We start from the raw sequence: 26,686 nt of genomic DNA, 5'->3' as shown, positions 1-26,686 counted from the left end.
CACCAAAGACCAATCGATGTGTTATAATCGCGCATACTGACTTTCAAAGCCTAAAATGCTGGAAAGTTGGTCAAACATTATTAAACAAAAAACCAAAAAAACAGAGCGGCAGGGCAGTCCGTTCTTAAAGCCCAGCGCCTCCTAAGCAATAGCTGGATTGGCTGGGAAGCCCACACTAAACTCAAAGAGTCAGTGTGGGAGCTGTCACGTTTCCCTGCCCCTAGGCGGGGATTTTTGTTTGAAGGGGTGGGAGTGTCAAAAAATACTAGGATGATGGATAGCAACTAATCACTCAGAATTCCCAACAGTTATGCGAATTGCTCCAAATATTACCGAACTGGTTGGTCGGACGCCTCTAGTACAATTGAACCGTATTCCTCAAGCAGAAGGCTGTGTCGCTAGAATTGTAGCCAAGCTAGAGGGCATGAATCCATCTTCGTCTGTTAAAGACCGGATTGGTGTTAGCATGATCAACACAGCGGAGCAGAATGAGTGGATTACCCCCGGCAAAACTATTTTGGTGGAACCGACGTCGGGAAACACAGGTATTGCTCTAGCAATGGCAGCGGCAGCCAAGGGTTACCAACTCATCCTAACCATGCCAGAGACAATGAGCATCGAGCGACGGGCTATGTTGCGAGCTTATGGTGCTCAGTTGGAACTGACACCAGGTAGTGAAGGCATGGGTGGCTGTATTAGGCGAGCTCAGGAAATTGTAGAAACCACATCCAATGCCTACATGCTGCAACAGTTCCGTAATCCAGCTAACCCAAAAATTCACCACAGTACCACCGCTGAAGAAATTTGGCAGGATACGGAAGGACAGGTGGATTTCCTGGTGGCTGGAGTGGGTACGGGTGGTACAATTACTGGTGTAGCTGAAGCGATCAAAAAACGCAAGCCCAGTTTTAAAGCGATCGCTGTTGAACCAGCTGGTAGTTCTGTACTTTCTGGAGGGTCTCCAGGACCTCACAAAATTCAGGGTATCGGTGCGGGTTTTATTCCAGAAGTACTCAAGGTTGAACTTCTTGACGAGGTGATTAAAGTTACGGATGATGATGCGATCGCATACGGTCGTCGTTTAGCCCGTGAAGAAGGAATTCTTTCCGGCATTTCCACTGGAGCCATACTATCAGCGGCTATTCAAGTTGCCAAACGTCCAGAAAATGATGGATGTCTGATTGTCATGATTCAACCGAGTTTTGGGGAACGGTACCTAAGCACTCCCTTGTTCCAAGAGCCGACAGTCACCACTGATTAGTGTTATGGGGCAAGGCGCTTCGGTTCACTAGTTATCCTAAAACCTCTGGAAATCTATACAAATAAAGGATTGAGCGTACTTGGTAACTCAATTATATTATCGCTGCCGGTTTAAGTAGGTTTAGTGTAGCCCATGTCAGACTCCAATCACTACCAGACTCTGGATGTTCACCCCCACGCTACGACCCTAGAAATTAAACAAGCCTACCGACGGCTAGCCAAGCGCTTTCATCCAGATAGCAACAGCCCCACCGCTGATCCCGAAAAAATTATCCAAGTTAATGCTGCCTATGAGGTACTCAGTAACCCTGAGCGACGGCGTTCCTATGACCAAAAGAGGAATTACTTTCAGGATTCATTAGAGCATCAGAATCGACAACAGCGAACAGCTCATGCCCAAAGACATTACCAGCATCATCGGCAAAAGGGAAAAAAGACTGATGCCCAGCTAGGGTACTGGTTGCAGCAAATTTATCAACCTGTAAACCACCGGATTAGTCATATCCTTGAGCCTCTAGAGGCTCAACTCGATGAACTCTCCGCTGACCCGTTTGATGATGAACTCATGGCAGAGTTTGAAGCTTATCTGGAAGAGTGTGGTGATCATCTCCATCAAGCTCAGAGCCTGTTTCATTCTCAACCTAATCCTGCCACCGTTGCCAGTGCTGCTGCTAACCTCTACTACTGTCTTAATCAGTTAGCAGATGGGATAGAAGAATTAAAGCTGTTTACCCTTAACTACGACGACTACCACCTACACACAGGTCAAGAACTGTTCAGAATTGCTTCCCATCTGCTCTGGGAAGCTAAAGACACAGTTAAAGATTTTTGGTAATGGGTAAGCAATAGGATAATTCTCGCTTACCAATAATGAGCAATCTTGGCTTACATGCAAAAGGGACTTGATTAATGACTAATCATTAATAACTAATCACCAACGACCACTAATCCAAATTAGTTTATGCTGAACATAAGTCTAGTTTACCTAACTTGACATGGAATTCGTCATTCAGCGCCGTGCTGAGTTTTCAGCCAGCCACCGATACTGGTTACCAGAACTGACTGAAGCTGAGAACCTTCAGCGGTTTGGTTTGGGGAGCAGATTTCCTGGACACGGACACAACTACGTTCTGTTCGTTTTCCTGACCGCTCAGTTGGATAAGTATAGCATGGTGGAAAACTTTTCTGAAGTCAAAAGGGTGATCCAACGAGAGGTCACCAGCCAACTTGACTACGCTTATCTCAATGAGGTTTGGTCAGAATTTCAGCAAACCTTACCTACTACCGAAAACATAGCACGAGTAATTTGGCAGCACTTGGTTACTTACCTACCACTAATGAAGATTCAGCTATTTGAACATCCAAAACTCTGGGCTGACTATCAAGGAAACGGTATGGAAGTATATCTGACTATCAGTAGCCACTTTAGCGCTGCTCACCGACTAGCTCATCCTGACCTCAGTGACGAGGAAAACTACCAGATTTACGGTAAGTGTGCTCGTCCCAACGGACATGGACATAACTATCACATAGAAGTGACGGTTAAGGGTGAAATGGATCCGCGCACTGGTATGATTGTTGATCTAGGCTCCTTGCAGCAAGTCATGGATCAGTATGTCCTGGAAGCTTTTGACCATACTTTCCTCAATAAAGACATTCCATACTTTGCCCGGGTTGTTCCTACTGCCGAAAATATTGCTATCTATATTTGTCAGTTGTTGCAACAACCAATCCAAGAATTGGATGTCCAACTTCATAAGGTGAAATTGAGTGAAAGTCCCAATAACTCTTGCGAAGTCTACTGCACACCAGACACTACCAAGTCAGCAGCAACATCATCTAGGGAAACTCTGCTGACTGTGATGTAGTTGAACAGATGTAGTTGAATAATAAAGTTTATCCCAGTGCCCACCTAAAATCTTTCATGGGCGGTGGGGTGCTTTTAATAGCTGGCAAGGGTAGCATGGGCTACGCCCATTAGCCCTAGGTTGAATGCTGACCTAGGGATTTTTATTTGCTGAGATTAAATCATCCATAAGTTAGATTTAGTATATCATTTGTTATGATATAGGTAAAGTTGCAGTAAACAGCATAGATGCGGTTATCATGGTAGTCAAGTACCCGCACTCGTACTGTTAGGTCGAGCTGCGCTAAATCCAAAAGCCTTTATATCCTCGTATTTTGCCCCGTGGTATCTCACTCAAGGGATGAGATACGACTTTGAGCAATTCAAAACAAGGGAATATATGGCAAAGGATTTTACTCGATTGCGCAAACTTAGAAAACTACAAAACTCTTGATGATCCGTAAGAGGCAATAGGAATGGAGAGCCGGTTGCCGTGTGATGACAGCCAATATAGGGAGCGTCTAGCAGAGGCAACACGCCAAACTTTCGTTCCTAAATTACCTGACAACATTCCAGATAATGTTAATGACCTTGCGCGGTTCCCTCGCAACGGTGAAGCTGCTCAACTTTTAGAGAAAGGGATTGAGCAGCACCAGCGATGTCAATTCTTCGCAGCAAGACAGTCGTTCCAAGAGGCACTAGCAATGTATGCCCAATTGGGAAATAGACGGGGTCAAGGAAAAGCTCTGAGTGGTATGGCACTGACTGCTTATTCCTTGGACAACTTTCCACAAGCGATAAATTATAGTAACAAAAGTCTTGCGATCGCAAAAGACATCAAAGACCAGCGTCTTGAGGGTCAGGTTTTGGGAATTTTGGGAAATGCCTACCGTCACCAAGGAAATCACCTCAAGGCCATTGACTATGGTCAAAAAAGCCTAACTATTATGCGGCAACTCCAAGACCGACTGGGAGAGGTGACTGCCTTGAACAATCTAGGATTGGCCCATAAGGCACTAGGAGATTTGCCCCGAGCAATGGCTTGCCAGCAACAGAGCCTCTATGTTGCCCAGACTCTTGGGATACCTGAGCTGGAGGAGCGAATTCTGAGAAATCTCAGTAACTCCTGCTACTCCATCGGTGATTATGCTCAAGCTATTGACTATTACGAGCAGCGTTTTGCGATCGCACAGCAGATGGGTGATCGTCCCCTACAAGGACAGATTCTGGGCAAGCTGGGTAATGCTTGCTTGGCACTAGGAGATTATATTCAAGGGATTTACTATATTCAGCAGCAATTGCTCAAAGCTCAACAAATAGGTAATCGCCGTCTAGAACAACAAGCCTTAGGTCGGTTGGGAAAGGCTTATGATGCCTTAGACAATTATGGCCAAGCGGTTGAATACTATGAACAACGCTTGAGTATTGCCCAAGCCATCGGTGACCGGAAGGCAGCAAAAAAAGCCATAGCTAGTCTGAAAGCCGCTTATTACTCTCAAGGAAACTACACCAAAGCTATGGAGTACCATCAGAAAAATTTAGCTTAATCCCCAAGAAGCCATTCCCACAAAACCGACACTAATCTCTATCAAAATACCGATAAAATAGGGGTCACTTACTTATTTTCCTCTATATACTTGCGCTGGCTGGGAGGGGCGACCCACAGTAGACAATAGCCGCTAGTCGCTTTTTTGCCCCCAAAGTTTAACCGGATTCCTGCCTCTATGGCATCCTTTTGACACTGTAAGTTATCCAAATAGCCCGCATTCCACTTGGTTATATTTCTGGCTAATTTGCCCTCTTTACTAATTGCCCAATTTAAGGTAGATGCTTCGTCTAGGGTTAGTTGTCTAGAACCATTGGGGTCTAGTTTTGGCTGACTTAACTCAGATAGCCCCCAACCCGCTCCTAGCCCACAAAGCAATGACAAAACCACAGCTCCACAGATGGCTGTAATGTTTGTCATTGGAGATGCCTTAACAACCGGAAAATCCATTGAGCCTTTGGGTGGATAGGAACAGGGCTGTCTTTGTGACTTGGATTCTAGGGTTACCTTTGATTGCTCTATCGCAGACGCGTTCGCCTTTGGCGCGCTCTGAAGAGCGTTCGCTGAAAGCGGGGCTTCGCCCATCGCTTTAGCAATTTCTTGGCGGTGAATATCCACGGTGGATTGCCCCACGACATCAATCATTTGCTGGATATCCTTTTCCCAACTTCGGAATAACTGCTCTAAGGATTTAGGAGTATCTGCTAACATTTTTTCCAAACTGGACGTTGCTACCAAAAATAGGAATAGCGGGTCATTAGCGTCCAATTCTGTCACAACAACTAAATCTAAAATTTTTGCCTTAAAGCTATCCGAACGTCCTTCTAACAGCTTTTCCAATAGAGAGTAATCCGTCTTATCCCTCTCGTCAATTAAATCTGACATACTTTCAGGTTGCTTGATGTGGGAGAGGTTTTCTTGAGAAAGATTACTTCCTACCATTTCCCTAATTCCTTGTTTGCTTACTTCTTTATAAATAGCCATAAAATTCGAGAATAACAATATTTGTAAATATTTGTTACATAAAGACCTTAAAATCCTGAAACGATAAAAATTCTCTGAAAAAAGGAACGTTACTATAAGGGGTTATATGTACATAATCAATCCGTTGCTCTGCCCACGAGAGTACTACCAAGAAATAGAAACACTCAAAAACTTGAACACGTTAAATCAGTAAGCATTCAGCAGTTAGCTAACGTGCTACACGCAGGCTGACTGCACCTCAAGTAGCATGGCCTAGCCTGCTAGCGCATATGCTTACTTAAATCAAGGGATTTAGAAGAAGGAATTTATGGCTATGACCCACCTAAGTGCTGAAACTCATCACACTGATCCTCAGATAATTGATGATGATTTTTTAGATTATCCCCACGTAGATCATATCTGTCTTCAATTAGAGGAAGTCACCCTAGGAGCTTATAGCCTTGATAACCAAATTGTTTTTAGCTTACGGCAAATGTCTATACCGATTAGACAGTCTCCAAGACAAGCTCAACAATTTATTGAAGGCAATGGCTATCCAAAACTATGGGTTACTGCTCCTTCCCAGAGAAAATTGACTGTTTATCCTATCAACAGCTTACTGGCTTATTGGAAATATTTAGTTTCAGACAATCTCATCCCCGCCTACCTGGATAAAAATCAAACAGTTTCCTTAAAGCAACTCATTGAACAATTAGAGAAAGACCCAAATCAATTAATCCAACCAAGGGTGAACTTAATTAACCAAGATTCAGATTGGCTACAAGCAACCCCGACTAGGATTACAATTGGTCAATCCCAATTAGAAATATTAAAGACAGAAGATGATCAGGAGTTTCGGGTTAGTTTATCCGCTGCCATGGATGCCATAGGCTCATCGGTTGCCTTACTAGTGGGAATTATTAACTCAAGGAGAAAACTAAAAAAATTGAAAGCAAAAGGGTTTTCGGGTAAGATACTATTCTGTTATACAGAAACTCAAGGGATAATGAAAACTATGAGTTTAGGAGATTGTCTTCAGATTTGGGAATACTTTGCCCTTAAAGGCAATACCAAAGCTGTCTATCTTCTATCGTCTTGCAGCAAACTGGGTATAAATTCTCTGCTGAAATTTAAGTCTTAGTCAGCAGTTAGTGAAACCTAATCAAGGGATAAACAATCTCTTGATTAAACTGCTTGGTAATGGGTAATAATTAAGTGTTAATGGGTAATGGGATAAAAGTAATCACAATAATTACCCATTACCCATTACCCATTACACTTAACTAGATATCATCTCAAGTCTGGATGAGGAGATGCTAAAGATTGGTATTAATGATAATTATCCAGACATAATATCACTTAAGACCTAACATTTAATTGTTCTCCCCACAAGGTAGTTATTTCCCTAGCAAAAATTGATTTATCTGGTGAAGAGGAAGGCTTACAAACTCCTTCTGCTCGATTTTCCATTGCTAAAACTCTCTCTGTATCCTGAGAATACAAAGGAGTCATTGCCTCTCGCTGCTGTAATAGATTTTCCAATTCAATTTTAAAAGGAGTTCTCTGACCTTGATGGAACACTCGCTGCACTGCTGATTCTACAATGGCACGAATTTCTGCTCCAGTACATTTTCGTGTCGCACTCAATAATCGACGCCATTGTTTTTCTGTTAATGGTCCATTTCCCTCCCGATAACGAGGATCAAATCGGCTAGCATGGAGTTTAAAAATCTCAAACCGCTCAATCTCTTTGGGAAAACCGACATAAAACAGTTTGTCAAATCTGCCAGCACGAGTTAATTCTGGAGGCAAAGCATCTAATCGGTTGAGAGTTCCAATCACAAATGTGGGAGTTGTTTTCTCCTGCAACCAGGTTAAGAGAATTCCTAGAATTTGTTTGGTGTTATTTGTTTGGGAATCAAAAAACTTGTCCAATTCATCGAGAAATAAAACACAAGGACTCGCGGCCTCAACTCGACGCAAGAGTCGTTTTAAATGGATTGGACTACTACCAATTACTAAATCCACTCCCATGCTAATTAAAGGAAATCCTAAGGTTTGAGCGCAGACTTTGGCAGCAAAGGTTTTTCCTGTTCCTGGAGGACCAATTAATAGCCATCCCTTGGGCAATGGAATTCCATAAGCTCTGGCTTGATCAGAAAAATCTTGTTTCACCCATTCCAAGGCTTGTTTCAGTTTATCTAATCCCCCAAATTCCCCAACATCAGGTTTGAGGAACTCTAAACCAAATCCTTTGAGTCTGTGAATTTTGTAATTGATTAATTGCTTGGCTAGCTCTGATTGAGATTGGGCTTTGTTGACTGCTATATGAAATTGCTTGCGTTCGCCTTTGGCGCGCTCTGAAGAGCGTTCGCTGAAAGCGGGGCTGAGGCCTTTGGCCACGCTTCGCGTTCGCGTAGCGTCGGCTTTGCCGAAACGCCCATCGCTTAACAGGCGAGACACTATGGGAGCGCATTTATTTTTTTTCGCCGCCAGTTTGACTGCCATCCGAATTTCTTCCGGAGTCAATCCCCCGATAGACCGAGCTAGTCTATCGTCTAGAGGTGTTTCCTCGTCAGCCAAACCATATTCTACTAAATGAGTTTTTAATAATGCTGTGACTTCCTTGGGCTCTGGAAAAGGAAATTCGGCAGCAGGAATAATTGAGTTTAAAATTCGAGGTAACTCATTCTCCCCCGTATCCAAAAGAATTAGAAACTTATCGCTTGATAGACCTAAGTTGTAGAGAACATTAGACAATGAGCTTCTGATAGTTATAGTTTGCCCACTGTCAGCACTATGGAGTAAAGACGGTAAATCTTCTAAGATAAATAAGGCTTTACCAGAATAGGCTTGGCAAAAATTCAACACTTCAACAACCTGTGAAAATGGCTCACGCTCTTCTAGGACATTAACCATTGAACTTTCTAAGGTTTGAGAATTTCCATCCCATTCAATTTTCTGAAATCCACGACTAGCTAAATTCCAGAGGTAAACTAGGAATACTCCATCCTGGGTAAGACTCTGACAAATCCACCTGAGTACATTATGTCTTTCAATCAAGGGAATTCCTATAGATACTGCTCTATAGCATTCTAATAATGTCCCAACTTCGGGTATTTTCATTCTCAAGCAAACGTTATTGATTCCAAATGAAACTATAGCATTTTCCAAATAGGTGATGTACCAAAAATTTCGATAAAATTAAAAATGCTATAGTTCAGGTGGTTTATTGTTGAGGGTTAACAGTTAACAAAAAGCATTACAAAGATAGCTCCTTTGATTGCTGTTTGAGATTAATAGGTTGCGATATAGGTGTTTTAGCTGGCGGTTGAAAAGCCTGTCCATTGCTTGAAGCCAGTGCTGTTAGACTGGAGTGAGCAAAGGGGTTAGGAGCACCTAGGCTTTCAGATTTTAGAGACTGCACTGATGATCGAGAGGGCTGAACTAGTCGTTGTGGCGCTTGGCTCATTAAAGGTTTTAAGGCTTGCTCAAAGTAGGATAAATCCCGTTGTGTCATCTGGGACATGAATTGTCCTTTCTGCTGTGAAAAGATGGTTCCTCGTCTGTCCTTAGCCGCAATTGTGATATCGCCATTGGGAGTTGCTCTCCAGTTGTAGTTGAGTTTACCTTCAACCTGGACAGTATTTCCTTGTGATTGGGCATATTCGACCAATGTATCTGCAACTGCCTTGACACGACTAAAGTAGTCAGCCTCAGACGCTCCTAATTGCCGAAATTTACCCTCAGGTTTCTGTCCCCAATCTAACTGCTTTTTTACCTGTAAAATTTCTTGATATTGCTGTTCATTTAGTTTGGGTTCTCCCTGTACAGTGACACCCATCGCACCAGCACGAAACTTCATCAAGTTCTTCCCTTTTTTGTCAATCAGTGCATAGGAATTATCCTCGCGATAAATCCGATACTCTGCTGATTCATAGGTATCTTGTCCTGGTGAGGCTTGGGAATTGATTAAGCGGACTAAGGTAGCAGCAGCTTCTTTTTGACGGGATGTCTCATGGTAGTTAGACACAGCATTTTTGACTTTTTCAACTTTTTCTGAAATCGGTGAAACAACCTTTTCCCACCAACTGGGCTGTTTTGATTCAAGCATTCTCGCTTCAATCAATTCAGATAGAAACTCCGATTGCATAGCTTCTTGTTTTTGTTTTTGAGCCCTACGAAGCATACGCATCTCATTAACCTGGGACTGCAAAAACTTCTTTAGTGGTGTATCCTCTAAAGCCTGCACTGACCGTCGTACTGAATATAATCCACCTCTGTTTTCAGTATTAGCTTTTACGGGTTGGACTTTTGGTTTTAAAGGTTGGTTTTGTGGTTGAATTGGACTAGATACCTTTTGTTGTTGCCCCTGTAGTTGTTGTTGATCAAAAGCGTTAACCTTTACAACACCTTCATCATTGGTTTGTAAAATAACGATTCCATCCAATTCTACTTTTTTATTGGTCACCCCAACCATCTCTCCTACAGATGACTCTTTGGCTAAAGTCAACTGACCAATGATGTCTGAGTTTAAGTCATTGACCAACCTATCTCCATCTTTACCATAGACTACTTGATCACCGTCGGTAATTTTAATTTCAGGCTCTTGATTACTATTATATACCTGACCATTGAGTTGTTGACCCTGTCGATTTTGTTCTTGCTTTTGCTGCTGCTTTTGCCTAAAGGCTGCCAGTCCACTTGACCATTTGGAAATGACACCTTGGTATTGTCCTTGTAAAGAGGATACATAGGACTCACTGACTATTGTTACTTTTGCCATGGTTTTAAACTCCTAATGCTCCCAACCCTAAGGCTCCAAAAATTGCTGCTCGGTGCTGTAAGTTCTGAGTGCGATCAAGCAAAATATTTTTTCCTCGATAAAACACGCAAAGCTGTCCATCGAAATACCAAGCATTGTAGTCACTGATCTGATCGTTGTGCCTAGGCATTTCATAGGGTATGCCTTTGGACACCACTACGCCAGCTAATAATCCATATTGATCAAAAATTTCAATCACATTAGGAAAATAGTCGATGGGTAATGAAGGTAAATCCGATAAGTTATTTGTTGCCCTATCTAAATCCTCTACAGGATTTATTTTATTGTTAGAAAACATGGCTTCCTCCAATTACACAATTTTCCAGTTATCAGATGGCAACCTATCCTTCACCGAACGCCAAAGGCGAACAACTTGACAACTTTGAAGCTGCAACCTGTAACCTGCAACCTGTAACCTGCAACCTGTAACTTGTAACCTGTAACCTGTAACCTGTAACCTCTAAGAAAGCAATTCATTAAAAACTTCCTTCGAGAAGGTCTGGTGAGACATCTTGATCAGATAGACGTGGAGGCCAATGAGAAGTTGCCGTGGATGAGCTAGATCCAGAGTTTGGTATTAATGCTGGGGTATGAGAAAATGATGCTGGTGCTTGTCTAGGGCCATCTGTTGGCAATGGAAATAATTGCTCGACTAATGCCATTCTATCCTTAAGTTGACGCACTCTTTGCTGATTAGAAACTCGGTGAGATGCTCTCTTGACTTTAATTAAATGCTCTCGAATACTCTCCCACAAATTTTCTGACCACTCCTGCTCTTTAAGATCAAATTCAGGAATTTGAATTTGTTCTAACAAAGGGACATAGCTTTCTTTGGCTCTTTGATAAGCGGGATTGATGATGACTGCTTTACCAGTAGGTAATTTAATAAACTGAGCGGGCTCTAAAAGTGGTCGCTTGTTTTTTTGATCGGATTTAGAGTGAGAACTGCCCCCTGTACCACTACTCTTGGATTTGGATTTGAAATGAATTTGAAACTCTCCTAATAGGTCAGAGAAGGTTTTAGCGGAGTCTGGATCTTGGGGATTAAAGATGAACTTTGTAGCTGTACCTCCTAGAATAGCTCTGGTCAGCTCTTTGCCATACCTATTTTCTAATTGTCCTAAGTTTTGATAGCCTAGAATACCACAAAACCCATCTTCTCGGTTTTCATTTAACCAGTTTACTAGCTGGGGTAAGTACAAACTTGGTAGCTCATCTAGGGAAACAACTAGAGGGTCTTTTCGAGGTTTAATTCGGGATACATTCCGGTTAATAACCATATGGAGGATTGTTGCCAATAGTGGTCCGACAATATCCCGGTTATTTCGATCTAACCCAAAGACGATGAGTTGTTTTCCTTCTAAATCTAAAGGTAAGGTGGTTTTTCCACAAAATGCTCCCATAAAGTCTTTTTTCAAGAATTTTTGGAAGGTTCGCTGGGCAATTCCGATAATCCCGGCTACGGTTTTCTCACTTTCTTTGATACTAATGATTTGGGATAGAGGGCGAGTTGTCCAGACATTTAATTTCTCCTGGGAAGCAAATTCCAATCGGCTAACTAGGTCAGGCAAACTTAAAATTGCCTGTGCTGTCATTATATCACAATATCGCTGATTTTCGACTAAGGTGCCAACTGCCTTGGTTAACAAAAATATTCCTTCGACTAAACTATCACCCGCATCTTCAAAGAACTTATCACCACTGGCTTTTCCACCAGTTAAATCTGTATTTCGGTTAATGACTTGGGCGATTTGACCGGCTGCGATCGCATCTTCTTCATCTTTGAGTAAATCCAAGGGATTACAGACATCTGACTCGGGAAAACCAGGGGCAAAAATATGTACCTTATAGCCTCTTTTTAAAGCATAACCCACGGCTCGTTTTGCTTGCGCTGGATATTTGAAGTCATATATAATTGTAGGAAATCCTTGGTCAAGGGATGAACGAATTAGAGGGTCACAGACTGAAAAGGATTTCCCTGAACCACTGGCTCCAATGGCGGCAATCCCGCGTTGGGCATCGGGAAGATATAAGGACTCGGCAGCAGGCTTAAACCAATTGAAAGCTTCAGGTTTCTGTTGCTTTTTCAATTTTCCCTGCTTTATCCATTCTTGCTCTTGACGCTTCTGAATGTCTTCGGGAGTGCCGACGTAGAGAGCAACGGAGTTTCGGGAAATATTAGCCATCTGTTCCTGAGCTTTTTTACGAGCAGCTTTTTTCTCCTTTTTACCTCCCCAATAGCCTGTCGCTAATTGACCTTTCTTGCCATCGGGGATTATCACTAGCAAACCCAAAGCGATCAAACAGCTGGTGATGGTGATTCCCTGATTAGTTTGGGCAAAATCTATAAGATTTTCTTTGGTAAGTTGCTGGTAAATTAATCCCGGAGGTAGACTAATAACGTGATTTGTATTCTGGTTCATTTTTCTTTGAAAATCGAAAATTGAAAATTGAAAAAAGACAATTAATCTAGGACTTATGCAATCAATATAGTCGTAGGATGCGTTATTAATTAATCCTACTGCTTATTGTGTTTTTAGCCTAGTTTTGCATAAGTCCTGTAACAATTAACAATTTTCAAATTAATGACTAAAGTAAGCCTAAAAAGATCGGGTCTTGCTCCTGGTAGGACAGAAATGGTACAGGACCAATGAAATAGGGTGTACAACCTAAATCCACAAACATGTTACGGACACAATAGCGGAAAAACAAGGCTGTACCAGCAGAGCCTTCTGTTTCTGATGTATCCCAAACCACTACCTTAAAGGCATCGCCAAAGGGGTGTCTACCAGTGGGTTCCATCCCATCATTTATGTGTCCTAAAAAACCGGAACCTCCTTCAACTTCTTGATATTTACCACTAATCCACTGCTTACCTTTGATACTTGGCTGACCAGCTAATTCGATATGAGCGCATTCACTTTCACAGGGAACTTTAAATCCTTCTTGATCACTACCGGAAATGGTATTATTGCGTTGAGATTCAGCTATGCCAAAGGCGATATCTAAAATACCAATGGCGCTCCCTTGTGCTTGAATCGGATTGGGAAATTGGGAAAATGGTACTTGGGATAAGCCAGGAACTTGAGCGATATTGGTATTCTGCCAATCCTTAAATGCAGCGAGGGGAGCAACATCAATACCAGGTAGGGAATCTAAGCCATAAACCGATAGGTCAAGGGTGTCAAAGGAAAGGTCTCTGAGGTGGGGTGAGAATGCTAAAAAGTCTCCTAAGGTTTCTGTTGGGTCAAAGCTACTGGCCAAATTGATGGATAGTAAACCAAAGACTGGTTGCAGCTGTTCTATAGTATATCTCTCCAAATCAGGGATGGCGTCTACTAAGCTACCTAAGGTTTGGGAGCTCATTAACCCAAAATCTGCTAGGGAAAAATTTCCTAAGTCGAATCCGGTTAGGGACATAATGTTATTCAAGCTAAAATTTTGTAGCTCAAATATCTGCTGAAAGTCTCCTAATTTCATATATTGGTCTGGTGTTTGACCAGCTAACCATGTCCTTGATGGGTCATAACCTACGGCTTGAATCACGTCTGAAGGCGCTTCAAAAGAATCCCCTTGAGAAATACCGGGAAAACTTCCGAAGGTGACTTGATTCCAATTTGGTAGTTTTGTCCCCTCCCAAGCTGTGGTTGGCACATAGTCTTGCAGAGGATAACTGGCAGCATTTAATGCTACTTTGGGTTTTACGTTTGGTTTTACGTGTGGTTTTACTTGTGCTTCTACCTTGGGTTCAATTTTCGTTTCTTTTACTGGTAGTTTACTGTTTTGAACAGGAGTAAGAGTTGCGACTGCTGTTGGCATTCTTAATCCAGAGGCAATAAGAATACCAGAAAGTACAAAGCAAAGACCTAAGCCAGTGACGAACCAATAGAGTAGAATAAACCCTTTTCGCCGATGCTTATCTATTTGCCACCAAGGTTTATTTTTATGGGATTTTATCTGATGCTTACTGCTCATTATTTTTCTCCTGGGTTACGACTTCTTTAGTTAGGACTTCAATGGTGTCTTTTTTTTCATTTATTTGTGAAATTGCTGTTGGAACAGTTTGACGACGACCCATTTTTTGCAATTTATCTGCCAATTCTAAAGAAATACCGGCTTGAGTAGCGGCATTTGAAATAGTCTCACCGTCTTTGAGAAAAACGACGAAATTATCTAACTTTCTATGGAGTTGTGAACCCTTGACTAAAAGTCCTTGTAAGGTTGCTCGAAAGATCCCTCGCTCTATGGCATCGACGACGATAAAGTCTACGGAAGGAGTAGGTTTATTAAACTCAATGACTACTTCGCTAGGTCGGTCAGTTGGAGTCACTTTAAATAGATAAATCTGCCTACCATTAATAGAACGAGTAACTACTGTTAAAAGTGTGCTATTGGTCTTTGGGATACCAGGAATATCAAGCTCTTCAATGCGGCGCAAATGAATTACAGTTGCCTGATTATACTCACAGTTTTTTTTAGCAACTAAGTTATCTAAGCAACCATCGACATCAACAGCAACAAATGAGGGATTATCAATCCAGAGCTTTTCAATAACTTCCCCAGTAGAAATGAAACTGATATTTACTCCATATCCTGGAGCCAATGCTACTGGAATTGGGTTATTTTGAGGTACTGAAGATTGCCCAGAAGAGGTTAGACTTACCCGTCTGACTGCTATGGCTGAATTACCAGGATCTGCACAAGCTGGCTTAGCTAGAAAAAGGGATAAAGCAAATAGTAAAAAAAATTGAGTTTTGGCTGGTTTAATTTTTAACTCTTGACCTAATTGTATTTGCAAGGCTGAAAAAAAATTAGTCATGGCTAGTTATAAGCTCCTTAAATGAAAAATTTAAACGTCAAAATGTATAGCAATGGAAGTATAGTTTAGGACATACTATTTTGGTTTAAAGGGAAAAGCGGATCCCCCCTAACCCCCCTTAATAAGGGGGGAACAGCCGATCTGGGAAGAGGCAACAAGAGTATGTCTTAACCTTTACTTCGACTGCTATCTGAATTCAGAAGATAGGCTACTACAACTCAAAGGGTGTGTTGACAAAAATTTGTACTGAACTTCCGGCACCCATATACCACAATTTGGGCAAATTTTGTAGTCGGCGTGTTGCTGAAGCATTACGCTCTACAATGTCATCAGCAAGAGGTTTAAACCCTCCCTCAAGCACTGCTCCCCATAGGTTGCGGTCTCGACTAGTGAAGGTGCTAGACTGGCTTGAGCCAAAACCACTGGAGGTGATAATTTGACTCCGTTCAGGTTGATTGAGTACTTCTCCGACTTTGGCAGCAGAACCAAACAAGAAGGCGATCATGTCATTTCTGGCGATATCACCAGAACCGCGATCCCAGACATTCGCCACCATGGGATTACCTTTATCTCCTCTGAGACTAATCACTCCTGGGGGTAACTGATATTCTTGGTCATCGATGATTAATGCGATCGCATCACTATTCACTAGTCCACTATCATCAACCATGTGACAGAGAAAGACAATTTTGCTACCAGCTTTGAGCAAAACTTGGTTATTTTCATCCACTAGAGGCTCACTCAGACTTACCACAAATCGTTCATCCAAATTTGGTTGTTGAGAATTTCGAGATAGGTTCGACTTTGTCCAAACAATTGGTGTCACTAATTCCCCAGCTGCTTCTTGACCAAAGGAAAATAGCTTCCGTCTAATCGTTCTGCCAGCTAAAATACTCGCTTCTTCTGAGATAGCAACTTGATCAGCAAAGATAACGGGAGATCCATTGAGGGGTTGGGGAGGATTGGGAGAGTGGGAAACTCTCTGTACAGTTGGGATTGACTGTGTACTAGCAATAGTAGAGCGTCCCCTGATCCTATTGTTTCCTTGGGCTACTGGTTGTGTTTGTGGGCTTGGTTCCATCATCGCCACATTTTGCTCTGGCGCTTCTGGAGTATTCCCTGAACTCAAACCATAACTTCCCAGTTGACTCAAAGCCAGCCATTGCTCCATGGGATCTATCTTTGCTGCTGGGGCTGGCGGAGGTGGTGGAGGTGTTGGTGCTTTTGCCACAGGGGGTGGTGTTGGTGCTGTCCGCACTGGTGCTGTCCGCACTGGACGGGGTGGGGGAGCTTGACGAATTACGACTGGTTGCCGCACTGGACGGGGTGGGGGAGCTTGACGAATTACCACCGGTTGCCGTACTGGACGGGGTGCTGGACGGGGTGCTGGACGGGTTGATGCTCTTACCACAGGAGGGGGTGGTGCTGAACGCACTGCTGGCCTAGGACGAGGTGGTGGAGGTGTTTTCGGTGATGGGGATGGAGTTTCTTCTGACTTGGCAAGCTCTATGGTTGTTTTTGGTCTTTTTTTGTCTTGAATGGCTTGGATCTGTTTTTGTTGCTTGGCTAGGGCTAATTCAGTCTTCAGTCGTCCGATTTCAGAATCGGTCGCGTTTTCCGATTCCTTCTCAACACTGGTGGGAATCGGAGTAACTTTTTCGACCAATTTCTTCTTAGAAGACAAGGAGGTCATCCCTGTAAAAACTAATCCGGCGACTACAGCAATTGACCCAGTTACTGCACCAACGGAAGCGCCTTTTGCCCAACCGGATTTTGCGAATTCCGCTTGGGTAACATTTAAGTCTGGATCTAAATCAGCGGTACCATCAGTCGATGGTATTACCCCCTGAGTGCTAGGATTTTGTTCTTGGTCATAACTAGTATCAAATTTTAGCAACTCAGCTAATGATTCTTCTGTCCATGTCGGGGCGGTATTCTCTGCACCATTGTTCTGCTGAATCAGAGTTTTTTTACTCATTTCTTCTTCAGATTTATGTTCGAGACTTTGGACATCAAAGTCTTTGAGATCTGATAGCTTCATAATTTCTCCCAGTTGCTGTAATTATTCCAGTTGCTGTAGTCATTAGTCCCACAACACAGATGTGTGAAGACCGACGGATGCCCGGATTAGTGGACTCTTGGATTCAGGACTATTGGACTTAGGATTCAGGTTTATTTCGAGTCTAAATCTTTGATACTTACTACTTCCAAACCTTTCTCTCTCGCCTTAGCAATAATTGGAGGTAGACTATCGTCTGCCATACCTGGTGAATACTTAGGAGGCTCCACTGCCCGTACATGCACCTGTTTGTTGAAGGGAATATAGGTGGGCAAATTATTGGTAGTATCTAGAACGGTTAATGTGCCAACCAAATCGATCGTCCATTCTCCTTCTTTTATTTTAATAGGTTCTCTGACAAATTGGGGGACAAAAGCAAATTGTGTTTTGCCTTTAAATACGTTTGATGGCGTTAAGTCTACTAACTTTAGGAGAAACGGATCACGAAAATCATCGGCTAAGGCAAAGCTAGCTTTCCAGGCTTGAGTAGATATTTTACCTCGACGCCTACCTTTGCCATGAATTTCTACTCCTGGATCAGAGTCTAAGTTAGAAAAAGGAACGCCATCTTTTCCAGGTAATCGTCCTGTCCAAGTAAACAGGTCACTCATGGTTTTAATGGTAAATGCTTTAATTACCTCTGGTGTCCGTTCTTTATTCCCAATGGTTTTTACCGCAGTGGTTTCACCAGTATTCAATTGCACCAAGGAAGGAGCTGGCTTATTAGCTAGCCTTGCTTGAGCGCCATACAACAGGGCGAGGAAAAACAGAATTAAGGTATTGTAAGCAAAGTTGCTAATTAAGATAATCCCCAGACTATCCGTCACATTGAAACTAGATAACCAAGTACTCTTCTTACCTCTTTGGAGAAATTTTAGCTTATTCTGAGGAGAACTAGTCGTGCTGTCCATTTATTTCAAGCCTCCTAATACAAAAGCACTGAAGGAGTTTAAGCTATTAAAAATAGCTAGACCTCCTCCAGCGGCTAATACTAACGCTAGGATGGGGGCAATTAATCCAGCGACAAAAGCAAAAACTAAGGGGTTATAACTCTCAGCATTAACAATTAATGTTGCGACTAAACCAACAATAATGTTGTAGCATATTTTCACTAAACCGATAGAGAAAAAGCTAATTAACCAAGCGTAAATAGCCTTAGCTCCCACAGGTAATAATGTGGCACCAACCGCTAATGGTCCTAATAGTCCGGTTAGCAACATGGAAACTTCTGCTACCCACTGAAAGGCCATACCAATCGACATTAACCAACCCGTTACTGCGGTTTGTAACGCAAAGCCGACTCGTTCAGTAACATTAAGAGGATTCAGCAATGAACCAACTTTATCGAACCATTGTTCAGATGTCGGTAACGTGTTAGAAAAGTCCCGTGCTTGTTTCTCTGCATTTGTTAAACAATCCACCTGTTGTTGAACATCGACGATAGAATCACATTGAGAAACCAAGGAATCAATAACCGCCTTCGCCCCAATATTTTCTGTCACAATTTGGTAGGATTCTTGCAAAGAAATTCTGGCAGATGTGTTTTGCAGTAGTGAATTAGAGGTATCGTTGATTACACTTCTGAGTCCGTGGGTGCCATTGGCTAAAATTGCTCCATCATTCGCTAACAAAACCGCGACTAATAACGGCCAGATGATCTCAGACCACATAATTGGCTCATCGTATTCTATTAAGGCTTTTGCCCATTGAGTCATGAATAGAACTAAGCTTCCCACGGCAAAAAACACCCCCAGTTTAGTGATCACAGCATACAACCCACCTCCGAGGACTTCACTCCAGAGCTCATTCATGGCTTCTGCGATCGCAATTTGTCCGGTACGACCATTCTGGATAATCTGAGAGGCTCCATTACTAAATTGAGCGATTAAGTTGGGGGTGACTATCATTTAATGATTACCTCTTTAGGTGATTAGTGATGGGATCAGCAAAGTTGAAACATTGGGGAGAGTGGGTAGATGAAGAATTCGCAGAGATGGGCAGACGGAGGAAATCCGGAATATAAGGACAAGTAGACATGGCGATCGCTACACATGGGGATAAACAAATAAGGTAGGAATAGGGACAAGCAGGTAAGCTAGACCAAGGAGACATAAGAGAAATAGTTGTGAGTGAGGAGTAATAAGTGTTAAGTGCTAAGTGTGTCAGTTCAGAATTGATAATTATTGAATAATTCTGGATCCAAATAACTGTTGACGGTCAACGGTTAACGATTAACAATTAACGATAAACAGTCAACAGTTAACTCTTTAGCTAACTAAAACAAGCCACTTAACGAGGTAATTCTCAAAGTTTCCATACCAGCGCCCAGTTTTTGGTATTGATCTGCCTGAGTTTGTCCATCCAAAGCACGAGAGATGTTGCTTTGGAGCATGTTAGAAATTTCTTGTCGTTGCGCTTCCTCAACAGTAGCGGCTTGCAAGGAGCCGAGTATGGCGGCTTGACGAGCATTCTGAAGAGCGACTTCTTTGATCACATTCTGAGTAACTGTCTGATTTTGAGCTGTTTGAGCTGATTCCTCTACCTGTGAAACAGTATCCTGCATTTGCTCTAGCTCCTCCCTTGACTGCTTCTGTCCTTCTTTACTCAGAACACGAGAGGCTGACGCTCTAGCAACTTGCCTTTCTACTTCATTAGCAAGTTTGTCTCCTTCATAAATTGGGTAATCGCTTTTTTGGAAACTTTCCTCAATTGACTCTCTGACCTCTTCCACATAGGGGATACCTAAAACTCCCATGGAATCTTCCAATGCTGATTTCAAATCGTTGTCTATGGTTTCTGGTAGATTGGTAAATTCATCGAAGAAATTTGTAAAGTAAGACTTAACCTTCTGAAATTCCTCAACAAACGAGCCAACAAAACTATCAACAATTCCACCAGAAGCATAGGCGGGTTTAGGAACTGTTGTAATTAGGGTACTAATAATTAACAACTGCATCCAAGTTTTGGTCATATTTTTCGCCATGATTGAACTCCTTGATTGAATAGTTACGAAAGCTGAAGACTGAAAACTGAAAGCTAAAAGCGTATCCCTGACTCACCTAGATCATCTTCTATTTTGAAGGCTTAATTTTGAAGTCTAACTTCTGCTCTCGGATCGGGTAACTTGGAAGTCACGACTTGGACTTCTGAATTACGCATTTCTGCCATTTTTTTACTAGCATAATGCATAGCCATAATTTTATCCTTGGGATGTAAGCGCATTGCTGTCTGACGAATTGCTGATTCTTCAGGATTATTAGCAACAGCTGTTAACAGTGCTGAACCGGGATAAAATCGACAGTAGGTGTAAATGCCATTGTCATCGAGTAACCATTGAGAATACATTCCTTCTTGTTTAGGAAAAAATCCTTCTGTGGCATTTTTGTTAATAATCTCTGAAGGATATTTCAGAATATTTACAAAGCTATCAACTGCTGTTGGTTGAATTCTCCCTACTAAGCGAGTTGTTATATTCTGAAAAATTTTCGCTGCACTGGGAGACTTGGAAATTGTATCTGGATCTTGAGCCGATAAAATTACCCGAATTCCGGCTTTGGCTCCATTAGCACACAATCTGCCAATTAATTCAGCAATGGAATTATACTGGAACAGAATGGGACTTTCATCGATGAAAAATATACTAACTGGCGAGGCTAAAGAACGTCTTAAGGCTGCTGAGTAAATCCCTAAGGAGAGTAGTGCAGCATCTTCGTCACTACTAATATTCCGTAAGGCAAAGACTAATAACTGAGCATCACTTCTAAAGGTAGAAGGACGACTAATTGCTTGTCCTACTCGGCTATTGATCCAATACCTCAGTCGCAATTTGACTTGATCTAAGGCTTGAAGGATATCCCCAGATACAGAGGTAACCCGCAATCTTTCTAAGGAACAAAAATCAATAAAATCTGCCAGGGTAGGCATTAATTGCCATTCTTGAGAGTCTAAGCCATTGATATTTGCTGCTACATAACGGTCATGGATTTGATCATCATCAAAAAAGGCTTTGATTGCTAAGCTTAACATGGCTCTGATGTTATCCGTATAAGTCCGGTCATGAAACGTCGTGGAGCCAAGAACCATTAGCATTAGTGCTTCGACTAAGAATTCTTTGTATTCTGTAAGTCTCTCTTGTTGTAGTTTACCATCTAATCCCTTTAAATTGGGCAATTCAAAAAGATTAACTGCCTCTCGACCAATATCAAAATAAGCTCCTTTATCCCCGAGAAAAGCGGTGTAGTCACTAAAGGTAGAACTGCCATCGGGTTTTGGATAATCCATAGCTGAGATGGGGATACCATGAGCCAAGGCTTGGGTAATAATTCCTGATGCTAAAACAGATTTTCCACTGCGGGTGGTTCCGAAAATACCTAGGTTTTTATGCTGTTTGAATAAGTCAATAAAAACTGGCGTACCCCCTTCAGCAGAGATTAATTCAAATCCCGTTTTATCCACTGTCCGGGTTTTGACTACTGGCATTAACCCTGGTGCAATATGGCTTAAATAGGTATGCGATCGCTTAAACGGACGCATTAATAGTCTACTCCAGGAAATCGGTAAGGTTTCTAGCCATATTTTCCAAGGATATTCGGTCTCCCTTACCATCCAAGCTGGTGGCGGAAAATAAGATTTTAACGTATAACACGCCTGATCTAACTCTTGTGGAGAATCGCGATGGACTAAGAAAACAACCGAGACATTAAATGGTACGGCTCCTTCATAGATAGCCGCTTGAGCCTCCACATTTTTCTGAATATTTAATTGTGCTTTAACATTAATCGTATTTTTCTCTTCTGCATATTTTGAGGAGACATTTGCCTGTTTCGTCAGCGAATGCATTTTGCTGGTTACTGTTTTAATATTCGCTTTGGAAATCTCGCAAAAACAATCGGTGTCATAGACCTCATCTTTTGCCATGACTTGCCAGAGATAGCGCATTTGGGATTCTTTATTTCTCCACCCCTCAGGCTTATCTAAAAAGAGCATGACTGCCGTATACTGGTCTTTGAGATTAATCCAACGTCGATCAGCAAATGGAATAGCGGTATAGTCTTCCATTAACAGAGAAACCGGGTGGATTTCTGAGTAAACCTCCTCGGTAACTCCAGCTTCAGTTAAGGAAAGCAACTGGGGAACTGAGCGAGGTGGTGTATTATTAAATCGCTGCCACACATAATTCCAACACTCTTGAGCAGAAAGAGGGCGAATCGATAGACCCATTTGATTACTCAACAGCCTTTCCCAAAATTGATAGCCATTATTAAAGGCAATCTCTATCACTCTCTCGATCTGCTGTTTTTCATACTCATCCAGCTTGCCAATGAATCCGTTCCACCACTTGGTAGCTGTCATCAAAAATTCTTCGATTTTATCAGATGCTCCCTCTCGACCTGATTCTACGGTATAGGTAGCAAATAAATACAACGTCTTTGGCTTTCTAATTCCCCCTTTGGTCAAGTCTTGAATTCGCTTCTTTTCTCCCATTATCAGGTACTTTAACTCGTTAGAGTCTGTATCCTTAATCAGCTGACTCAACGTGTTTTGTCTATCAGTGTCATCAGTGAAAGACGTTAGGTGAATTGTGAGGGTTTCTTGCTCTGGAAAATCTTTTAACCCAGCTTCGATGGCATCAAAAACTGGATCAATTAACTCCTGGCGTAAGGTGGTGTGTATGCCTCGACATTCAAAACCAAACACAAATTTATAGGAAGCTTCTCCTTTTTTGAGAATGTATCCCCCAACATCATATCCATCAATTCTGACTTCTAGGAAACTCGCTAATTTACAGTCATCCTCGAACGGCTTTAAGGTTTTCTTTTTACCATTTCCTACATCAACCCGCTTCTTTCCCATCTTTTGTTTAGCTTGATCGTGAGCTTGAGTTGTTGTCATACTTTTTAGCCTTTGCCCTTTGCCTTTTCCCGTTTAACATCTAAAAGCCTTTGGTATCTACCCATTCCTCTTGTCCATTGAGGTACAGGTATAAACTTAGAAAGAAATTTCCAATGGCTAGAGGAAGTTAGCACCCACCAAGTAGACATACCCCAAACTCCGAAACAAGATGTCCATACCCAACTAGCTCCTAGTACTCCCTTGACGATGTAATAGGCAATTGCCCAAATTATTGCCCAGGGGATAAACTGATCGGCTGGAATAGGACCAATTCTCGGTTTTTCATCAAGAGTTCGGTTAACACGACGGAATTTTTGCTCTGAGTTATTTGCCATAGGTCAAGCTATTTTGGATCAGACTTGCGTTCCTATCAGTGATTGAAAAAACCTTCAATCTCAATAAAACCCTGACTACTCATCCCTTCAGCTAGATAAAACTCAACAGGCAAATTAGATAAGCGCGTAGTTTATGCTCCTGTGCCAGTGATATAGCCTGCTAAAAGATCACCCAAGGTAACTACAATCAAAATGATGATTGGAGTACGGGCTAGGGTTTTCCAGTCATCATCTTGTTGGGCAGCATTGACGACTTTTACCAATGAAATACCCAAATAAATGAGGAATAGTGCTCGTAAAACGTTAAACACCAGGGACACCAAATCGGAGTCTACTTCTGGAATAGCACTAGTTAGCCAATCTTCTGCGACTTGGAAAAACTGGGCATGGGCTGGCGCAGCGGTAAAGTCCAACATAAACCACAGAAAAGCGAATAGGAAAAGACAGGATCCTAAACCATATTTCCTGATTAGCCGTTGAATTTGATTCCCAGAATTACTAGGTTGAACTCCAATCCACTTCACTCCCACAACTAGACATATCAAAAATGATACAGCAATCAAAGGAGTGACGGAGGTACTGATATAGAGATCCAATGCCATTGCGATCGCAGCCATGCCCATTAAATAGCCCAAGGGCACTTGCTTCAACTGAGCAAGCAACTGAGCAAACAACTGAGCAAACATAGTTTCTTTACTTTTCCAACGCTGTTGTTGACGAGGTGACATCGCAACAGAGGACTTGTTGACCATGGTGGATTTTTCTTTCCGTAAATTTTCTGACTCTTATTGTGATACAGAAAATTTTTAAATCGCAAAAGCGATCCCAGAGGAATAGTTCAATTTATCTTGATTAATAAATGTTACTGATTTAACGAGCATTTTGAATAACCTAAATGATTGTAATTGCTTCACCCCAGGGATTACAATTACTTAACCTCTCAGTATCATTGGCACAGCTCCCCAACAGTCTTCAAATGTTACTCGTCCAAAAGGAATAGATAAATAAACTTAATTTTAAGAAAACTCTGATAAAAGAAAAAAAACTTAACAAAAAAACCGCTGAAACTCAACCTATAGGTAGAGGCGTTAGTGGTTAGTGGTTAATACGCTATTTGGCTTAATTTTAAACTTAAACAACTAAAGTTTAATAACTAAACTTTAGTTGCTAATTGCTAACCACTAACCCAATCTTGGGATCTACTTCACCAAACCACTGCGAAGTGCTTGCACGGCTGCTTGTGTTCTATCGTCACAGCACAGTTTCCAAAGCAGAGACCGAATGTGAGTTTTAACTGTGCCAAGACCTAGCAATAATCGCTCGGCAATTTCGTCATTTGTATAACCGGCTACGATCAATTCCAAGACAGTTAGTTCCCGTTCAGTCAGTGGATTTTCCCTAAGAATCTGATAATAGTCAGGCTCACAGGAATTGATTAAAGTAATCCCAGAAAAATTCTTAACTGGTGACTTGATACTATTTTTTAGGAGATAACCAGCTATTTCTGGATCAATCCAGTGTTGCCCTTCATAGGTAGCTCTCAAAGCATCTAAGAAAGTACTGGTGTCTACATTAATTTTCGGAAAATTGATACGTTTTAGATAATAAGAATCTACCCCAGCCCCAAAAGCGCTTATAACAAATTCTTCTGATGTGTCCCAAGATAGCAGCAATATGTTAGTAAAAAATGCCACTTTCCAATTTCTGACTAATCGCAATAACGCATCACTATTGTTTGAAGGCTCTAAATTAATGACTACTACGTCCGGGTTAGATTTTTTTAAAAAGGCCGCCACATGACGCATGCTAGAAACTTGAGAGACCAAACTGACTTCTTTGTACTGCTCCAAGACTTTTCTGAGACCCAACTGCGCTAAATCACCCCTCTCAATCAGTAACACCCGAATTTCTTTGACTACGTTCATAACCATAGACTAGAACACTGATACCGAAATTGACAACTTAGGATGTGTGTGCTAACCTAACAACCCAAAAAAAAATGGAAGCGATCGGCCGTAGGCCACGCTACGCGAACGCGCTCCATAGCTCAAGATTGATCAGCAAGCTTGTGATCATGAGTCGCCACCTACCGAAATTGTTTCCATCGGTTGATTAGCGCTTTGACTCAATATCCCTGATGATACAACTCATAAGAGTAGGTTTTTAACAAAGACGTCAGGGGTAGGGAGTAGGGGGTAGGGTGTAGGGTGTAGGGGGTAGGTTTTTTAGATTTGGGTAAAACATGGGACGACCCAGAGGGAGAGGAAAAGGAAAACAACGAACAAGCGATGCAGCTCCTTCATGCGGGGGTTTCCCCCAAGACCGCGCTGCATCGCTTTCTTATCCCCCACACCCACACCCCACACCCCACACCCCACACCTGAGGTCAAAGTAAAAAACCTACCCTTATGAGGTAGGGAGTAGGGGGTAGGGTGTAGGGTGTAGGGGGTAGGTTTTTTACATTAGGGTCAAACATGGGGCGACCCAGAGGGAGAGGAAAAGGAAAACAACAAAGAAATGATAATTTTGAACGACAAATTAAGTACATTGTCTTGATGCAATAGCGAGTGGGGGAAACCCCGGCAGTCGCTCATGGGGGGGACCCCCAAGACCGCGCTGCCTCCCCAAGACCGCGCTGCATCGCTTTCTTCTCCCCCACACCCCACACCCCACCCCCTACACCCTACTCATAAGGGTGGGGGGTAGGGAAAATCAGTTCTTGTTTTCTAGGGCGCGAATTAGAGCTGATAGTAATCTACCATTCGACTCGCATTGGCTAAGAAGGGAGTCAATAACTTCACCCGACCCTAACTTCACCCTTTTCGATAGTAGAAGATGAGTTTCTAATTCTTTGAGGGAACCTTGTGCAATATATAAAAACTGAATATACTCAAGTCTTGTTTTTCTTCCATATCCCTCAGCAATATTAGCTGGAATTGAAGCTGATGCTCGGCGAATCTGGGAAATCATTCCATAAAGTTCTTCTTTGGGAAAATGACGAGTAGCTAAATAGGACATCTGAGCTAAATCCATCCCTACCTGCCAAACCTTTAGGTCACGATAAGATTCTATTGTCATTATATGATACAAGTAAACTATCTTTCTTCAACCCCACACCCCACACCCCACACCCCACACCCC

The 26,686-nt window shown here is 42.2% G+C and carries 21 protein-coding genes; 5 read left to right on the top strand and 16 right to left on the bottom strand.

Annotation, left to right across the window (positions count from 1 at the left end; translation table 11 throughout):
* Positions 1-310 precede the first annotated feature (310 nt).
* The 4 genes from cysK (at position 311) to AC4II3_RS04415 (ending at position 4,653) form a co-directional block, all read left to right on the top strand.
* Entirely contained in the window at positions 311-1,261 is a 951-nt protein-coding gene (gene cysK / locus AC4II3_RS04430; RefSeq protein WP_488008884.1) for a cysteine synthase A, read from the top strand.
* Positions 1,262-1,393: 132 nt separating this feature from the next.
* Positions 1,394-2,095: a J domain-containing protein gene (locus AC4II3_RS04425; protein ID WP_488008882.1), complete on the top strand. Its 702-nt coding sequence runs from the start codon at positions 1,394-1,396 to the stop codon at positions 2,093-2,095.
* Between the two features lie 160 nt (positions 2,096-2,255).
* Positions 2,256-3,128 (top strand): 6-carboxytetrahydropterin synthase, encoded by an 873-nt coding sequence (locus AC4II3_RS04420; RefSeq protein ID WP_488008880.1) that lies wholly within the window; start codon positions 2,256-2,258, stop codon positions 3,126-3,128.
* Positions 3,129-3,582: 454 nt separating this feature from the next.
* Positions 3,583-4,653 carry a tetratricopeptide repeat protein gene (locus AC4II3_RS04415; RefSeq protein WP_488029192.1) on the top strand — a complete coding sequence of 357 codons (1,071 nt, stop codon included), beginning with the start codon at positions 3,583-3,585 and terminating at the stop codon, positions 4,651-4,653.
* 68 nt (positions 4,654-4,721) lie between these two features.
* On the opposite strand, the gene AC4II3_RS04410 is transcribed toward AC4II3_RS04415, so the two are convergent.
* Positions 4,722-5,636, bottom strand: a complete 915-nt coding sequence (locus AC4II3_RS04410; RefSeq protein ID WP_488008876.1) for a DUF6753 family protein — start codon at positions 5,634-5,636, stop codon at positions 4,722-4,724.
* Between the two features lie 307 nt (positions 5,637-5,943).
* On the opposite strand from AC4II3_RS04410, the gene AC4II3_RS04405 reads away from it, so the two are divergent.
* Positions 5,944-6,756: a hypothetical protein gene (locus tag AC4II3_RS04405; RefSeq protein WP_488008874.1), complete on the top strand. Its 813-nt coding sequence runs from the start codon at positions 5,944-5,946 to the stop codon at positions 6,754-6,756.
* A gap of 218 nt (positions 6,757-6,974) precedes the next feature.
* On the opposite strand, the gene AC4II3_RS04400 is transcribed toward AC4II3_RS04405, so the two are convergent.
* The 15 genes from AC4II3_RS04400 to AC4II3_RS04330 form a co-directional block, all read right to left on the bottom strand.
* Positions 6,975-8,741 carry an ATP-binding protein gene (locus AC4II3_RS04400; protein WP_488008872.1) on the bottom strand — a complete coding sequence of 589 codons (1,767 nt, stop codon included), beginning with the start codon at positions 8,739-8,741 and terminating at the stop codon, positions 6,975-6,977.
* Between the two features lie 136 nt (positions 8,742-8,877).
* Positions 8,878-10,401, bottom strand: coding sequence for a hypothetical protein (locus tag AC4II3_RS04395; protein WP_488008870.1), 1,524 nt, complete (start codon positions 10,399-10,401; stop codon positions 8,878-8,880).
* Between the two features lie 4 nt (positions 10,402-10,405).
* Positions 10,406-10,738 (bottom strand): hypothetical protein, encoded by a 333-nt coding sequence (locus AC4II3_RS04390; protein ID WP_488008868.1) that lies wholly within the window; start codon positions 10,736-10,738, stop codon positions 10,406-10,408.
* Between the two features lie 178 nt (positions 10,739-10,916).
* Positions 10,917-12,863, bottom strand: a complete 1,947-nt coding sequence (locus tag AC4II3_RS04385) for a type IV secretory system conjugative DNA transfer family protein (protein ID WP_488008866.1) — start codon at positions 12,861-12,863, stop codon at positions 10,917-10,919.
* Between the two features lie 166 nt (positions 12,864-13,029).
* Complete coding sequence (locus tag AC4II3_RS04380) at positions 13,030-14,415, bottom strand: hypothetical protein (RefSeq protein WP_488008864.1); 1,386 nt, start codon at positions 14,413-14,415, stop codon at positions 13,030-13,032.
* The gene (locus AC4II3_RS04375) at positions 14,405-15,259 is read right to left on the bottom strand and encodes a hypothetical protein (protein WP_488008862.1); all 855 of its coding nucleotides are present in this window, start codon (positions 15,257-15,259) and stop codon (positions 14,405-14,407) included. Before AC4II3_RS04375 ends, AC4II3_RS04380 begins: the two co-directional genes overlap by 11 nt.
* A gap of 211 nt (positions 15,260-15,470) precedes the next feature.
* Positions 15,471-17,300, bottom strand: coding sequence for a hypothetical protein (locus tag AC4II3_RS04370; protein WP_488008860.1), 1,830 nt, complete (start codon positions 17,298-17,300; stop codon positions 15,471-15,473).
* Between the two features lie 131 nt (positions 17,301-17,431).
* Positions 17,432-18,229: a hypothetical protein gene (locus AC4II3_RS04365; protein ID WP_488008858.1), complete on the bottom strand. Its 798-nt coding sequence runs from the start codon at positions 18,227-18,229 to the stop codon at positions 17,432-17,434.
* Positions 18,230-19,225: a hypothetical protein gene (locus tag AC4II3_RS04360; RefSeq protein ID WP_488008857.1), complete on the bottom strand. Its 996-nt coding sequence runs from the start codon at positions 19,223-19,225 to the stop codon at positions 18,230-18,232.
* A gap of 368 nt (positions 19,226-19,593) precedes the next feature.
* Positions 19,594-20,301, bottom strand: a complete 708-nt coding sequence (locus AC4II3_RS04355; RefSeq protein ID WP_488008855.1) for a hypothetical protein — start codon at positions 20,299-20,301, stop codon at positions 19,594-19,596.
* 101 nt (positions 20,302-20,402) lie between these two features.
* A complete protein-coding gene (locus tag AC4II3_RS04350; RefSeq protein WP_488008853.1) occupies positions 20,403-23,210 on the bottom strand; it encodes a hypothetical protein in 2,808 nt (935 codons plus the stop codon).
* 5 nt (positions 23,211-23,215) lie between these two features.
* Positions 23,216-23,545: a hypothetical protein gene (locus AC4II3_RS04345; protein ID WP_488008851.1), complete on the bottom strand. Its 330-nt coding sequence runs from the start codon at positions 23,543-23,545 to the stop codon at positions 23,216-23,218.
* A 131-nt stretch (positions 23,546-23,676) separates the two neighbouring features.
* Positions 23,677-24,297, bottom strand: coding sequence for a hypothetical protein (locus tag AC4II3_RS04340; RefSeq protein WP_488008849.1), 621 nt, complete (start codon positions 24,295-24,297; stop codon positions 23,677-23,679).
* 447 nt (positions 24,298-24,744) lie between these two features.
* Positions 24,745-25,476, bottom strand: coding sequence for a response regulator transcription factor (locus tag AC4II3_RS04335; RefSeq protein WP_488008847.1), 732 nt, complete (start codon positions 25,474-25,476; stop codon positions 24,745-24,747).
* A 781-nt stretch (positions 25,477-26,257) separates the two neighbouring features.
* Complete coding sequence (locus AC4II3_RS04330; RefSeq protein ID WP_293078422.1) at positions 26,258-26,623, bottom strand: four helix bundle protein; 366 nt, start codon at positions 26,621-26,623, stop codon at positions 26,258-26,260.
* Positions 26,624-26,686 lie beyond the last annotated feature (63 nt).

It is taken from the genome of Moorena sp., assembly GCF_982860115.1.
This window is presented reverse-complemented; position numbering and strand designations above follow the sequence as displayed.